Source organism: Vibrio tapetis subsp. tapetis (assembly GCF_900233005.1).
In the GTDB taxonomy this organism is placed as follows: Bacteria; Pseudomonadota; Gammaproteobacteria; order Enterobacterales; family Vibrionaceae; genus Vibrio; species Vibrio tapetis.
In genome coordinates this window covers 1,248,737-1,264,985 of record NZ_LT960612.1, presented here as the reverse complement: position 1 = coordinate 1,264,985, position 16,249 = coordinate 1,248,737, and the positions used below count along the sequence as shown (strand labels likewise).

The following is a 16,249-nucleotide window of genomic DNA, read 5'->3' as shown; positions in this document are numbered from 1 at the left end:
GCAATATGGTAAGCGCATGAGTGCAAAAACACATAAACCTACGGCAAGAGTATATATTAACGAGCTTTTACTTTGGCTTCTTCCTGCCTATATTGCTCTAGCGATTATCATCACGGGCCACTATCTGCTCAGTGTGCAAAACGATCAGCAGTTCGCCTTGAGGAATGAGCAAGTCATCGTCAATTTAATCGAAGAAGTACTAGGTGAAACACTTACTCGCATGTCATCTGATGCAAAGAACTTATCCTATGTTACGCGACAAATTCAGGAACTACATGGTGACTCTCCCCACTCGCTGGTTGCGTACTTTAAGCAACTGAGCGAAAACAACGCGAGCTACGATCAAATTAGATACATTGATGCCCATGGCATGGAACGTTTACGTATTAACAACATCAACGGAAACGTGTCTGTTGTGGAACAAAGTCAATTGCAGAATAAATCTCACCGTTATTATTGGCAGCGCACCAAAAATCTCGAAGACGGTATGGTGTACATATCACCGATGGACTTGAATATCGAAGGCGGTATTGTTGAGCAGCCGCTTAATCCAACCATTCGTGTTGGGACACCTGTGTTCAGTGGCACTGGCAAGCTAACAGGTGCGATCATCCTCAACTATAAAGGCCGCCAATTAATCAATAAGTTATTCACAATTGCACCGAGCTTTATCAACCACCTCTACCTAATTAACCCTCAGGGTTTGGCTGTCATTCATCCATCAGATAACATCAATTCCGATTTTCAGTTTACGACCAACCAAGAGATCGACTCTGGCAGTTTATCAACCATTAAAGCCAGCCATGATGGGCAATTCCTACGAGGCGATAATTACTACACTTTTACGAAAGTAAACGCACCCAACAATGGCGAATGGATCGTAATTTCGACCTTTCCAATTGATCGTTTTAACCTCTCTCGATTGGCATTTTCAAAAAAATACACGTGGTTTTACATCACCTTGTTAATTTTCATTTCTATCGCAGCAACCGTGTTTAGTCGTTACAGAGTACAAACCCGCGTGCTGCGCCAGCAACGGCGCTATGAACAACAATTTAGACATACACTAGAAAACATCCACTTGGCTGCCGTGAGCATAAATACAGACAGCACGATCACTTTTTGTAACGACTTTTTCCTTCAAATGGTTGGCTTCGAACGTCATGAAGTCATTGGCCACAACTGGATAGAGCGATTTATTCCTAAAGAACTGCAAGTTCAAGCATCAGAAGCACTAAGCGAGGCAATAAAAAGACAAACTCATCAACCTCATAGTGAAAGTGTTGTCGTCAGCAAGTCTGGCGAAATCCACCTTGTTTCTTGGACATCAACCTTCACTGAATCGAACGATAACGTAATCAATCTAACCTTACTTGGCCAAGACGTTACCGAACAAAAAATGGCTCAAGATCAACTTCAGCAGCTCAGTCATGCGGTGGAACAAAGCCAAAACTCCGTCATGATCACCGACCTTAGTGGCAAGATTGTTTATGTAAACCCAGTTTTTTGCCAGCTGACAGGCTATAGCCATCAAGAAGTGATGGGGCTTACTCCTAAATTTCTTCAGTCCGGTGAAATGGACGAAAATGAATACCAGAAGTTGTGGCATAACCTGGAACAAGGCAAGGAGTGGCGAGGCGAGTTTCATAACCGAAAAAAAAATGGTCAGCTCTATTGGGAACGAGCTCATATTTCCCCGGTAAAAGATTCGGAAAACAACACCTTATATTATGTCGCAGTTAAACAAGATATCAGTGAAGAAAAACGCCTATTAAAAGAAGTAGATAAACAAACTCAACGGCGCTTGCAACATGAAAAGTTAGCGGCGGTAGGTAAGGTTGTAAACATGATTGCTCACGACTTACGAAACCCACTAAGTTCGATAAAAATGGTATTACAAATCAACGCTAGAAAATCCGATGATGAGATGTTTGCCATTTCGTTAGAACAAGTGCGTTATATGGAAGCCATCATGGAGGACCTATTGTCATACTCAAAACCTGAACTCTTTCAACCTGAGTGGCTCGACATTAACAAACTCTTGGAAACGATTATCGCAAGCCAACAAAAAGTGGCGAACAAAGAAGGCATTCAATTAGTTACGGCTATGCAGCCTAACTTGCCTACTGTCTACGCGGACCCAGTCAAGTTACGTCAAGCGCTGCAAAATATACTGCACAATGCCATGCAAGCAGCAAACACGAAAGACACGTCGCTAGCTCGCGTATCCATCGCTTCAAACATCATGATCACAGATTCCAACACCGAACTTCTTATTGAGATTGAAAATAACGGCAAATCTATTGATCCATGTTTAACTAATAAAGTCTTCGAACCATTTTTTACCACTAAGGCTAAGGGCACCGGATTAGGGTTGGCCATCGTGAAACGGATTATTGATTCTCACCATGGACAGATTCAACTGCACTCCCTACCAGATGGCACATTGGCAAAAATCCGTATCCCCACTGCGCCTCATGCGCACACAGAAAAACAGGAAGTTATTTCTCTATGAGCAAGTTGTTAATCGTAGATGACGATCATGGCATCAGCCGTACTTTGCAATTGCACTTTCAATCAATGTCTCATCAAGTTGAAGTTGCAAATTGCGTAGATGATGGTGTTGAACTCGCCCGTAATTTTCAACCAGATGTCATCATCTTAGACATCCGTATGGAAGGAAAATCTGGTTTGGAAGGCATTCCTGAGTTTAAACAATGCTGTAAGGATTGCCGCATTATCATGATCACCGCTTTTCATGACATGGATAGCACCATCGCCGCAATGCAACAAGGGGCGGATGAATACATCCATAAACCGATCGACATTGACGAGCTAGACGATGCGGTCAACACTGCATTGGAATATCAAGCAACCAATGCGCAAGAAGGCATTTCAATTCCCGATACTTTTGGCCACTCCATGGTCGGGTCTTCCCATGCGATGAAAGAGATTTACAAAACGATTGGCCGAGTTGCACTGACTAACGCGTCCATTATGATCACTGGTGAATCTGGCACAGGTAAAGAAATGGTCGCTCGCGCCATTCATAACGCAGGCCGACCTAAAACCGCACCATTTGTTGCGATTAACTGTGCCGCGCTGGTAGAAAACTTACTTGAATCTGAAATGTTCGGTCACAAGAAAGGAGCGTTTACTGGCGCCCTCTCTGATCAAGTAGGAAAATTTGAGTTAGCCAGCGATGGCACTTTATTTCTAGACGAAGTCGGAGAGCTTGCACCGCAAATCCAAGCCAAATTATTGCGAGTATTGCAGGAAAAGGAATTCACACCCCTTGGAAGTAAAATCCCACATACATCCAGTGCTCGCATCATTTCGGCTACCAACGTCAATCTAGAGCAAGCCATTGTAGACAAAGCTTTTCGAGAAGATTTATTTTACCGTCTTCAGGTGGTTCAGGTTCATATTCCTCCACTTAGAGAACGTAAAGAAGATCTAGAAGACTTAATTCCTGCACTGCTTTCTCGTGCAAACAAAGAGCTGGGGACACAAGTATCTAAAGTCTCATTAGACGCCATGAAAAAGCTCTGCGATTATCACTGGCCAGGTAACGTACGAGAGCTTGAAAATACACTCACCAAAGCCGTTGCTTTATGCCCTGGCGATACATTAACAGCTGAGCTATTTGATTCTTTACGAATAGAAGAGAAAGAGCCATTAAACTCAAATGCTGATGCTTCAAACCTAAGCTTACAAGACATTGAATACAATCATGTTAATAGCGTCCTCAAAAATGTAGATGGCCACAAAGGCAAAGCCTGTGAAATTCTTAAGATTAGTAGACCTAAACTACAGCGAATTTTGGAAAGGCAGGATGAAATTGCTCAAAAAACACAAATATAAATGATAATTATTTGCAATTGATAGTCTATTTCATTTAAATTACGTATTCTTCGAACGAACAGGTAGTTTAAATGGATATCGAACAGTGCTGGTCTCATTACTTAAAAGCGGAAGAGCTTAACCAACAAGGCCACTGGCCTGAAGCTTATCACCTGTATGATGATGTGCTATCCAGCCTACCCGATAATATTCAAATCGCCGTTATGTGTAACAACACAAAACCCTGTCAGCTAGCCTGTTTGTTAGATGGTTTTCGGACGGCGACAGTGAATCAGTCAGAAATCCTAAACAATCTAGGCAAACGCAAGGAAGCATTCGAACTGCTCAACCAAACCTATGCGTACTTCCAATTTCTGACGTTAGAATCAGCAGACTTACTAAAAGCACTCCAAAACGTACTGCACAAACACTGCGAAGATCTTTTCCGTCATCTTGCCGCCTTCTGCGCCGCACAAAGATCGGCAAGTTGGATGCTTGAAATGGAAAACATTCAAAAAGCACACCACCATTTTTATCAATTACAACACACCAGCCCCATTGAGCCGTCTCTTAGACTCAACTAATTCATAAGGTTATTCATGTCTCCTATATTGACTGTAAAGGATTTGTCGATTTCGTTTTCTACCAACGATGGACAAGTTGATGCTGTAAAAAACGTTAATTTCACTCTGAATAAAGGCGAAACACTGGCAATTGTTGGTGAATCGGGGTCAGGTAAATCAGTCTCTACCAGTGCGGTAATGCGTCTGTTACCGCATAATGCCATCGTATCCGAGCGCTCGTCAGTTCACTTTAACGACACCTCTTTGCTTGATCTTCCTGAGAACAAAATGCGAGATTTTCGTGGCAATCGCATTGGTATGATATTCCAAGAACCGATGACGTCATTGAATCCCTATATGCGCGTTGGTGTTCAAGTTGCTGAAGCATTAACTTGTCATAAAAAAGTGTCTAATTCACAAGCAAAAAAACGCGTGCTTGAATTGTTTGATTTAGTGCATTTACCGGAACCTGAACAAGCCTATACGAAATACCCGCATGAATTTTCTGGCGGCCAGTTGCAACGTATCATGATCGCCATGGCGTTAATGAATGAACCCGATATTCTGGTCGCTGACGAACCGACTACGGCGTTAGACGTAACGGTACAAGGTGAGGTTCTCAATCTCATCAAAGAAATACAACAAAAAATGGGCATGGCCATTCTATTTATCACTCATGACTTAAGTGTGGTAAAACACTTTGCCGACCGCGTCATCGTTATGTGTAAAGGCGATGTAGTGGAAACCGGGGAGACTCAAGCTCTATTCTCGGCCCCTCAGCATGAATATACTGAGATGTTGATTAACTCAATTCCGAAAGGCGGTAAAGACCCTGCAGTCACTACTGACAAACCGTTATTATCCGCACAGGACATTCGCGTTAAGTTCTTAATCAAGCCTGCATTTTTGCACAAAAAAGCCGTACACTTTGAGGCCGTAAAAGGCATTTCACTCGACTTAAAACAAGGTGAAACTTTGGGTATTGTCGGTGAATCTGGCTCTGGGAAATCCACACTGGGTCGAGCGTTAATCGGCTTATTGCCATCCAGTGGCAACATCCAGTTTAAAGGGCAAGACCTGGCTACTTTGTCGAATAAAGAGCGGTTTACCCTTAAAAAAGACATACAAATGGTGTTTCAAGACCCTTATGGTTCCCTTTCACCAAGAATGACCGTAGGCGATATCATTACTGAAGGTCTCACTGTTCATCAACCTCACCTGAGTAAACAGGAAAGACTACAAAGAGCACGTGTCGCGTTAGAAGAAGTGCGTTTAGAGCCGAGTTCTATCAACCGATACCCTCATGAGTTTTCAGGCGGCCAACGTCAACGTATTGCCATTGCGCGCGCGTTAATCCTTGAGCCCTCTTTTATGCTATTAGATGAGCCAACCTCAGCGTTAGATCGTTCTGTGCAATTGACGGTTATCGATCTTCTAAAGGACATTCAAAAACGCCGTCAAATTGGCTTTTTGTTTATCAGTCATGATCTCAGTGTCGTAAAGGCCCTATCTGACCGAGTTATGGTGATGCAAAAAGGACAAGTAATGGAAGAAGGTACTGCCGAAAACATCTTCCGCTTTCCTAAGCATGACTACACCAAAAAACTCATTAATGCTTCTTTCGATTTAGAAGCACTAAGCGAGCCAACAGAGGTTGTGGCTTAACCTGAACGAGTGGTTCCAACGTCTCCGCTTCGATATAAAAATGGCTGATTGCTTATGCATTCAGCCATTTTACTATTCAATTATAGCGCTGCTTGATAGTGCGCTTCGACCGCTTTCCAGTCCACCACTTGCCACCACGCGTTTATATAGTCAGGACGGCGGTTTTGGTAGCTAATGTAGTAAGCATGCTCCCACACATCCAACGCGAGAATAGGCGTACCCTTAACGGCCGCAACGTCCATCAAAGGATTATCTTGGTTGCTTGTTGAAGTGATTTGTAACTCGCCGTCAACAACGACTAACCAAGCAAACCCAGAGCCAAAGGTATTGATTGCGGCATCGCTAAACTGTCGTTTAAATGCTTCAAGCTCACCAAAGGTACGCTCAATCTCAGACGCCAACTTGCCAGATGGTTCAGATTGAGGCGAAGCAGACATACAGTTCCAATATAGAATGTGATTGTAATAGCCGCCTCCATTATTTCTGACCGCGGGAGAATGCTTACTGATGTTGGCAAAAATATCGGTTAAAGATTGACTTTCTAGCTCGCTGCCAGCGATAGCCGCCGTAAACTTATCGAAATAAGTGCGGTGGTGTTTACTGTAATGAACTTCCATCGTTTTAGCATCGATGTATGGTTCTAAGGCACTATATCCATAGGGTAATTCTGGAAATTGATGAGACATGACTTTCTCCTTTTTATGTCGACACCAACATTATTGCAATTGATTATCATTTGCAAACGATAATTGCTATCAATTGATTACCATGCTTGGATGTTCTCAATCTATTCTGACACTCACCTGAACCCTTTGCTCCCGTGGTACTGGATCCACTAAAACAATGGTTTAGATCATGACCGCTTTACAGTCATCGATTTAAATGCCAGTGATGAAAATCACTGAAATATACTAGAAAGATGCAATCCTATTATTTAGTCATATTCATACGCTCATATGTTCTAACTCCGATATTAAACTTTAAACAGGTTACATATTTAGAATGGGCTAATGTAACGGCAGACTAATATGTTTTGAAATAAATTCACTGATACTATTCGTATTATTTGCACAGACGAAAACGTTTGTGTTGCAGTCATAGCCTCACACATCAAAACTAGGCATATACGCCAAATGATAAACAAAACCCAACATATATGACCCTAAACTACATGCAAATAAGAACTTAAACCCAATATAGAGAAGAATATCAAAGTATTAAAAATATCAGGTCCTTTTAACTGGTTTCATCTAATAAGACCATAAGCTCAACCAAACGGTACTTTATAAATAGGAATACCTTGTAAAGCGCATGTCGATTATTATTGATAAGTCTAATTAGAATAGTAATACCAACACTTCGTGACGCATGGAGCGGAAACGAACAGTAAGATCCACACAGGGAATGGGCATATCATGAAACTCAGTACAATTAGTTGCATTATTGCATTTGCATTAATGTCAGCCCCCCTTCAAGCAGAAGAAACACCAGCACCGGACACGTCGAGCGAACAAGTAAAAACTTGGGGACTCTCGCTGGGTCTGGATTACAGCAGAAATGGTTATAAAGATAGCCACCACCTTGCTGAACGAAATTTGTCTGCCAAGGCATCGATTATATATAACTACAGTTCCGATATTAACTTTACAGCTAACTTTTCCGGATACCACAGTTACGATGCTTTTCTAGGGGATTATTGGGAAGATGTTTGGCTAACAGCGAATAAGAAAGATCTATGGAACCCAACAGATTATATAGCGATGTCTGTTGGAGCACGTGCTCTTATTCCGGTTTCAGAACTTTCCAAAAAAACAGATCTGCAATCCGCCATTCGAGGTGACGTTATTTTGGCCTTCGATTTGGGTGGTATTTTAGAAGGACTTAATATAATCGATGCCGCTCGATTACGTAAGAACTTCCATAAATATACTACAGTCGGCACCTTACCTTTAGAGGAGTATAGGCTTAGCAATGCACTGTCCATTAACTATAAACCAAACAAGTGGTTCTTCAATATCATGTTTGATAGTTCCACTTCTTGGAGTTATAGGGGCACAAGCTATTCGCCAAAACTCACTCACGCAGAAGAAATAGGGTATCAATTCACCGATCAGTTCAGTTCGGCTATTGGCATGACCAACAGCGCAACTTATTACGATCCTGATAGAGGCCCTAGCCCGCTAAGTACATTGTTTGATCTAAAAAAACCAACCTATTACATCACACTAAATTATAACTACTAATCATATTGCAAGGTGAATAATATGTTTAAGCAACTGGCCATTGCATCTGTGGTGAGCATCGCTCTCTATGGGTGTGGCGCAGAAGAGCGCACCTATGAAACTGTAGCTCGCGCTCAAGAGCAAATCACAACACAATCTCTAGATACCGAATCTCTTTGGTTATATATGCCTTCAACGGGGGCAACACCGCGTTACGCTACAAGCCAACGTGGCTTTTTCCAAGGAACACCAAAACTGGTTAAACTTCGCTTTGACGATGCCAATGGTATTGTGGCTGAAGAAGTCGACCGCGATACAATACGAGCAGGTAAGAGTTCGCGTTACGCAGACGTCATTAACCAAGCCCCTGTTCTGAAAATTCCTGGTACATTCCAGCAATACCGATGTGCTGAAAACGATTTCGATGAATGTACCAACAAAGAAGAATTAAACAAAGACGCGGACGCAACTTGGAATACCGCTTCCCATTTCACCCCTGATTTCGCAGAAATCAAATCGCTAGCGGTTGATTCCGTCGATGCGTGGTACACCTCTACCGATGTTAAAGAAACGGCAGAGCCAAGACTTACGCACTGGGAGTACGATCCAAAATCTGGCACCATCAATGTTGAAGTTGAGCGTACATTTACCGCCGACTCTGACGACGCCTACAAGTTTGGTTACGACTTAGACAACTTATCGTTCAAAACGCGCTTCTTCTATTCCTTAGTAAAACTCGATTCCATCGCAAGTAAAGACTACGAGAAAGTACTTTACCCAGGTAGAGACTCTTCCCGTTACGGTTTCTTTAATGATGAGAAAGTCGAACGTTCCTCAACAGGCGAAATTGGGCTACAAGGTCAAAAATTCCGTTTGCTGAACCGCTTTAATCCAAAAAAAGAAATAAAGTACTACTTAAGCGACAGCTATTTCGAAAAAGGCAGTGAGCTATTTCTTGAAACCACGCTTGAAACTATTAAAGAAATTAACGAGGTATTGGAAGCGGGTAAAACGGGTGTCCCATCAATCAAAATTGTGAACGAAGACACTCCTAAAGGCATCCACACCGGTGATCTTCGTTACAACGTACTTAACTTGATCACAGATCCTGTAGACAGCGGTCTGCTGGGTTACGGCCCGTCAGCAACTAACCCGCTAACTGGTGAAATAGTACATGCACACGTGAACCAGTACGCCGGGGTGATCCGAGCGTCTTCGCGTCGCATGTGGAATCAACTCACCATGCACTATAACCGTGGCGAAATCGATAAACCTATCGCTCCAGCACCTGTGCCTGCGCCTCAACCACCAGCAGACACAATAGGTAATGTTGCAACCAATACTGGTTTTGCTGGCGTAGAAGACAGCTTAGTCGCCAATAAAACAACGGCACTGTCAGACTCGACTCCTTTCACCGTTCCAAATGAACCCAATTTTGCTAACGGTTACACACAATGGTTAACGCCAGGGCAGCAACCAACAAAGAGCTTTAGTAAGCAGGTCGCACAGCGCCAATTGGAATTAGATAGAATGGCTGAGAACAACATGTATTCAGAGGAGTTCATGTGGGTCAGCACTCGCTCTAAGGGGTTAGTCGCGGGCATTGATTACCTACAAGGTGATTACTTTGATAACTCTGATCTTGACCCTTCTGCGTCCGACTACCAAGACAAGGTCAACACCAAACTTAAAAAATGGTCGAAACTGTCTGCGGAACAACAAAAAATCGTCAGTAATCAGATTTCAAAGCACATGTATCGTTCAACCTTGGTTCATGAACTTGGGCACAACCTAGGCTTACGCCATAACTTCATGGGATCGGCAGATAAAGACAATTTCTATACGCAAGAAGAAATTAGTGCTCTTAACTACACCAAAATACCGGCCCACAGTTCTGCAATGGACTACGGCGCCTCAATTTTCGACGAATTACCTATCTACGGGAAATACGACGTCGCGGCATTACGTTTCGGCTACGGACGCGAATTGCAATACACAACAAAAGTCGACAAGGTGAACCCAGAGACAGGGCTTATCGAAAAAGTCGACGTGACCAAATATGCCAACTTCAAAGACATTGACGCCGAGTTAAACCTAAATGAACAGGCATACCTACTAGGTTCAGTCAAACAGCTAAAAGAGACCGTCTTCAAAAATGATTCTGAAGCTAAGTTTACCAACTTTGATTACTGTACTGACGAACACGTTAGAAGTAACAGCACGTGTAACCGCTTTGATGAAGGTTCAAACATCCTTGAGCAAACTAAATTCCGTATTCAAAAATACTGGGATAGCTACGGCCTAAGGAACCGACGTGACGACCGTGAACAATTTTACGAGTATCAAGTACAGAGCTACGCCTACTCTCGCTGGTATGAGTTCAATGAAATTCGTTCAGTCGTGGATGATCTTGGTGATATCGATTACCAACTATCTAAGCTGAGAGGCTCGGAAGACAGCTATGGTAAGAGCGTCGCCAATTACTATACCGATAACTGTCAACGCGCATATGTCCGCAGAGGCTTACCTGAAGGTGCAAAAATGGTGTGCGACACCTTTGATGCTTCATTACTCGCCGCAAACTTTTTTGTCGAAGTAATGAGTAAGCCTGATCGTGTCTGTGAGATAAGAGTGTCTACCAATTCAGGACAGATCACGCGTTTCGTGCCGCTGTCTGACTTATGGAGCTCTTATGGACCAGGCATACAAGACAAAACCACCTTGCCTGAATCATGTTTCGATAAAGATCTGGTCGCAGAAATGGCGTCAAGCCGTGATAACATCACCGTATTGTCTGAAACTCGTGATGGCCGCCCTTATGCCAACATGCGAGCTAACAACCCTTACAATACGTCTTCGACTGCCGTTGACCAATTCGGTATTTGGCCAGACAAATTAGTCGCCGCGCAAATGCTTGTTAAGCGTACTGATTACTCCAGCGCAAGAGACAAATCAAACATCGCCCTGCTAGATGTATCGAGCATCCACAGTAGTGTTCAAGGTACACCGCAAAAAATCAAAACTTATCTTGGTTACTTAGGTTACGGTATGGATTCGTTTGCTGACCCAATCTTTGTCAATAAAGATGGTGAACGTGCAACAACGGTAACGCCTTACCAGCCAGATATTAAGAGAGCGATAGACGTACCGCCGTATTTGTTCAATTTGAAATCGTTTTTTCAATTATCACAAAATACAGTTACGCCAATGTTTACCGCGCTCCTTAATAACTTAGTGGCATTCGGGTATGCCGAAGAGTACGGCCTAGCTGACAGCTCGCAAGACTTGTTGGACGACATAACGCTTACGCGTCCAAACGACAGTGTTGATGATAAGGGCAGTGTTACCTTCAGCTTAAAAGCCAGAAATTACGTAGTAACGCGTCGAAATGGCTTGGCAAAAAACATGGCTGAAAAGGCCTTGTTAATTAACGGCCGTCAGGATGACTTGCTCAAACTGGATGACACTAATTACATAACAAAACAGAACCTGAAAGCTAATGGTGTTAAAACACTGAATGACTTTAAGTTGGTGATGTTACGTGATACGGCTGCCGTTGGATTGCTGAAGAAGACGTCTTACTTCGAAGGTATGTTCAGAGCGACACCGTTTTCACCAGCAAAATTCACCCTAGATAAAGACAAAAAATGCTATACCGTTACCGCGGAGCCAACACGCTGTAACAGCAAAGACAACTTGCATGCTGCGTGGAAATCACTGCAAGCCAATGAAGATGACGAAACCTATCTGACTGCATTGCTTAATTGGGCTGACCAATACAAAGATCTCATTGCTGAAGAGTTAAAACGTAACCCTCAAAACACTGAGATTTACGATATCAACCCAGAATCAATTTGGCTTTGGAGTTCGAGAGAATACATCCAATATCGCTATGCATTAGAACAACTGCCTGTTCTATAAATACCTAACGTAGTTGCAACCCTCAAGACTGGCTCATATCGAGTCAGTCTTTCTTTGCCTCTATTTCCATAAAATTCAATTAAGGAGTTTGAATTGTTAGCCTATTTTAGTCGGCGGTTGTTGTTGATTATTCCTACCTTTATTGGCGTTACCTTATTGGTATTTGCTCTTACACGGTTTGTGCCTGGTGGCCCAGTAGAAAGAATGATCTCGCAAATGCAAAGCCAATCGATAGATGGTGGCAGTGCCGGTCAACAGCAAGGCTCTCAGTCTTTATCTGAAGATCAGATCGCAGAGTTAAATGCCTTTTACGGGTTAGATAAACCGATTTTTGAAGCCTATTCAGAATGGTTGATGAAATTGATTCAATTTGATCTTGGTGAGTCCACCCGTTATTACGAACCCGTGTGGGACATGATTCAAGAAAGGCTGCCTGTCTCAATGTTCTTCGGCTTTTGGACATTCGTGATCAGTTACTTGGTCTCAATCCCTCTGGGAATCCTCAAAGCCATTAAGCACGGTTCCAAATTTGATAACGTTAGCTCCGTCATGGTGTTTATTGGCTATGCGCTCCCTAACTATGTTGTCGGCGTTTTTCTGATTTCTTTTTTTGCCTTCCACTTAGGTTGGTTCCCAATGGGCGAGTTCGTCAGCGACGATTTCGAAGACCTTCAATTTTCTCAGCAGCTTTATGACCTCTTCTCCCACGCTTTGTTGCCTTTGATTTGTTACATCATTGGGGATTTCGCCATCTTGACCATGACGATGAAGAATAACTTGCTAGAGAACCTTGCTGCGGATTACGTCAAAACCGCCATCGCCAAGGGCTTGCCATTTAACAAAGCGGTAAGAAAGCACGCATTAAGAAACAGCCTGATCCCGATTGCGAGCCATCTAGGGAATGTCGTTTCTGTATTCGTGGCCGGCTCTTTTCTTATCGAAGTGGTATTTAACATCGATGGTATTGGGCTTCTCGGCTATGAATCCATCATCGAGCGAGATTACCCCGTTGTGATGGGTATCTTAACCATTTCATCTCTACTGCTGATGTTTGGCAATATCTTATCTGATCTCTGTGTTGCAGCCGTCGATCCTCGAGTGAAATTTGGACATTAATGTATGCAAATTGACCCACTAACTAAGAAAAAACTGAAACGATTTCGTTCGATAAAACGCAGTTATTTCTCTTTTCTTATCCTAACCACTTTGGTTTTGCTGTCTTCTGTCGCTGAATTATTAGTCAACAATAAGGCGCTAATGGTTTCGTATCAGGGAGAATGGCATTTCCCAACTTACACTCACGTAATAAGTGGCCGAACATTCGGGCAAGATTATGAATATGAGGCGGACTATCGCGAACTTGAACACCTTTTTAAAAACCAAAATCAAGGGAATTGGGTCTTAATGCCTCTCGTACCTTGGGACCCGTACGAACAAGACTTCGATGGCACGAATTACCCTCCTACTGCGCCATCCGTGACAGAAAAACATTACTTGGGTACCGACCAATCTGGCCGAGATGTTCTGGCGCGTTTGGTATATGGCTTTAGGATTGCCATTTGGTTTGCCATGTTAACGCTTGCTATCTCATACACCATTGGGGTGCTTGTCGGCTCACTTATGGGATATCTCGGCGGTCGATTTGACCTGATCATGCAGAGGTTTATCGAAGTGTGGTCAATGGTACCGTTTTTGTACGTCATCATGATCATGGTGTCGATCATTCAGCCAAGTTTTCTCCTTTTTGTCTTTATCAATGTTCTATTCGGTTGGATCAGCATCACCTGGTATATGCGGACCATGACCTATAAAGAAAAAGCACGTGAATATGTCACGGCAGCGCGCGCTCAAGGCGCTGGTACGTTCAGGGTGATCATCAAACACATTCTGCCTAACACCATGGTCATGATTGTCACGCTCGCGCCCTTTGGCATTGTCGCCAATATCACCACCTTAACCGCATTAGATTACCTCGGACTTGGGCTGATGCCACCGACACCAAGTTGGGGCGACTTGCTGCAACAAGGTAAGTCTAATTTGGACGCCTATTGGATCATAAGCTCCGTCGTATGTGCCATCGTTCTGGTTTTAACCATGGTGACGTTTATTGGCGAAGGAGTTCGAGAAGCCTTTGACCCGAAAAAATACACCCGATACGTCTGATTATCTCAAATACACAATAAAACAAGAGTGCAAGGTAGCACCCTATTACAAAGAGTTTGGAGACACTATGAAAACACTGTTTACATCGTTATTGCTGTTAATACTCGGCACGTTTTTTCCATCCATTGCGAGCGCTGACTCTGTGCCGCAAGGGTTAAATTGGGTTTCTAACAACGAACAGCCAACCTTCGCAGATAGCAACGCCAAACAAGGTGGCACTTATCGTATTCACATCAACAGCTTTCCACTGACCATGCGTACCGTTGGGCCAGATTCAAATGGTAGCTTTCGTGCGTTTATTATGGATGGTAATCCTTCTCTCATTCAGCAACATCCAAACACCCGTCAATACCTACCAGCGCTTGCAAAACAGTGGGCCATAGGCGACGACCACAAAACCGTCTATTTTAAACTGGATGAAAATGCACGCTGGACGGATGGTAAGCCCGTCACCAGCAAGGACTTTGGTTTTGTGTTTGATTACATGCGAAGTAAACACACCAAAGCCCCTTGGTATCAAGACTTCTATACCAATAAAATCGCAGGGATCACCATCTTTGATAAGCATACCTTTGCCCTGCATTCAGCCAACGAGCTGGCTAACGACGAATTGCTCATGCGTCTGAATATTTTGCCAAAACCCGCTCACTTTTACCCTAAGGGCATCCCAAATAATTTTGTCAAACGTTACAACTGGAAAGCAGAACCCGTAACGGGGCCGTACGAGGTCGCCAAAATCAAGAAAGGCAAGTACGTTAAGCTGTCGAAAGTCGATAACTGGTGGGGCTACGGCAATAAATACTATCAGCATCGCTACAACGTTAACCACATCATGCTAAAAGTCATCCGTGACTCGGACATTTCCATTAAGTACTTTGAAAAAGGCGAGCTTGATGCCTATTACATGGTCTTCCCTTCCATCTGGCACGAAAAAGCGAAAGGCGATTTGTACGACCGCGGCTTTCTCGTCAAAGAATGGTTTTTTAACCAATCCCCTCAAGGAGCGGCAGGCGTTTGGCTTAACCTAAATGCAGACAAAATGGGAAATTCGGATCTACGACGTGGTATCGCCCACTCTATGAATGTACCGAAAATGATCGACATTGCGCTGCGTGGTGACTATACCCATCAGCAAAGTTTTGGTTCAGGTTTTGGCGACTACGACAACAAGCAAATCCAAGCCAAAGCGTTCGACTTGGCACTGGCAGACAAGTACTTTGACATGGCCGGGTACAGCGCTTTAGACAAAGACGGCATTCGCATAAACCAAGCAGGTGAGCGCTTGAGCATCACGCTAACCTATTTATCCAAAATGCACTCACCTCGCGTGATCGTTTTGAAAGAGGAAGCGAAAAAAGCGGGGCTAGAAATTGAGCTCAAGTTGGTAGACGGGGCAACAGGCTTCAAATCATTACTTGAGAAAAAACACCAAGCCGCATTTTTGGGCATGGGCGCCCCACAAATGCCCGTGTATTGGCAGTATTTTCACTCTTCGAACGCCAAGCCACAAACTAACAACTTTACCAACTTTGCCGATCCCGCGATGGATAGCCTAATCGAACAATACGACTCTGAATTTAACGTCGACAAGAAGGCGACGTTGTCTCGTCTAATTCAAGAAAAAATAGCCCAGTGCGATTGTGTTATTCCTACCTATTCAGTGCCATTTTCAAGAGCGGCGCATTGGCGTTACGTCAAGCTTCCAAAAACATCGGTACCGCCTTGTCTCGCGATATTCTAGATGCAAAAAGCATGGAGTACGGCTTGTTCTGGATAGATTTGGAAGAGAAAAAAACCACCATGAAAGCTCTTAAATCTGGCCAGTCGTATCCTTCAGTAACGCGAATAGAAAAGCGTTTCGCTCAGAAGTAA

At 43.4% G+C, this 16,249-nt stretch carries 11 protein-coding genes; 10 read left to right on the top strand and 1 reads right to left on the bottom strand.

Going from position 1 to position 16,249, the window contains the following annotated elements; all coding sequences use genetic code 11:
* The first annotated feature begins 16 nt into the window (after positions 1–16).
* The 4 genes from VTAP4600_RS22655 (at position 17) to VTAP4600_RS22640 (ending at position 6,071) form a co-directional block, all read left to right on the top strand.
* Positions 17–2,515: a PAS domain S-box protein gene (locus tag VTAP4600_RS22655; RefSeq protein WP_102524985.1), complete on the top strand. Its 2,499-nt coding sequence runs from the start codon at positions 17–19 to the stop codon at positions 2,513–2,515.
* Entirely contained in the window at positions 2,512–3,864 is a 1,353-nt protein-coding gene (locus VTAP4600_RS22650; protein WP_102524984.1) for a sigma-54-dependent transcriptional regulator, read from the top strand. Before VTAP4600_RS22655 ends, VTAP4600_RS22650 begins: the two co-directional genes overlap by 4 nt.
* A 71-nt stretch (positions 3,865–3,935) precedes the next feature.
* Positions 3,936–4,427: a hypothetical protein gene (locus VTAP4600_RS22645; protein WP_102524983.1), complete on the top strand. Its 492-nt coding sequence runs from the start codon at positions 3,936–3,938 to the stop codon at positions 4,425–4,427.
* Between the two features lie 15 nt (positions 4,428–4,442).
* A complete protein-coding gene (locus tag VTAP4600_RS22640; RefSeq protein ID WP_102524982.1) occupies positions 4,443–6,071 on the top strand; it encodes an ABC transporter ATP-binding protein in 1,629 nt (542 codons plus the stop codon).
* An 80-nt stretch (positions 6,072–6,151) separates the two neighbouring features.
* On the opposite strand, the gene VTAP4600_RS22635 is transcribed toward VTAP4600_RS22640, so the two are convergent.
* On the bottom strand, positions 6,152–6,757 hold the full coding sequence (locus tag VTAP4600_RS22635; protein ID WP_102524981.1) for a superoxide dismutase: 606 nt from the start codon (positions 6,755–6,757) through the stop codon (positions 6,152–6,154).
* 729 nt (positions 6,758–7,486) lie between these two features.
* Between VTAP4600_RS22635 and VTAP4600_RS22630 the strand changes: the two genes are divergently transcribed.
* From VTAP4600_RS22630 to VTAP4600_RS26095, 6 genes are all read left to right on the top strand, one after another.
* On the top strand, positions 7,487–8,314 hold the full coding sequence (locus VTAP4600_RS22630) for a hypothetical protein (RefSeq protein ID WP_102524980.1): 828 nt from the start codon (positions 7,487–7,489) through the stop codon (positions 8,312–8,314).
* Between the two features lie 21 nt (positions 8,315–8,335).
* The gene (locus tag VTAP4600_RS22625; RefSeq protein ID WP_172443211.1) at positions 8,336–12,214 is read left to right on the top strand and encodes a zinc-dependent metalloprotease; all 3,879 of its coding nucleotides are present in this window, start codon (positions 8,336–8,338) and stop codon (positions 12,212–12,214) included.
* 93 nt (positions 12,215–12,307) lie between these two features.
* Positions 12,308–13,330, top strand: coding sequence for an ABC transporter permease subunit (locus VTAP4600_RS22620; RefSeq protein WP_102524979.1), 1,023 nt, complete (start codon positions 12,308–12,310; stop codon positions 13,328–13,330).
* Positions 13,331–13,333: 3 nt separating this feature from the next.
* Positions 13,334–14,377, top strand: a complete 1,044-nt coding sequence (locus VTAP4600_RS22615; RefSeq protein ID WP_102524978.1) for an ABC transporter permease — start codon at positions 13,334–13,336, stop codon at positions 14,375–14,377.
* 67 nt (positions 14,378–14,444) lie between these two features.
* Entirely contained in the window at positions 14,445–16,118 is a 1,674-nt protein-coding gene (locus VTAP4600_RS22610; RefSeq protein ID WP_197708674.1) for an extracellular solute-binding protein, read from the top strand.
* Positions 16,100–16,249 (top strand): hypothetical protein, encoded by a 150-nt coding sequence (locus VTAP4600_RS26095; protein WP_197708673.1) that lies wholly within the window; start codon positions 16,100–16,102, stop codon positions 16,247–16,249. Before VTAP4600_RS22610 ends, VTAP4600_RS26095 begins: the two co-directional genes overlap by 19 nt.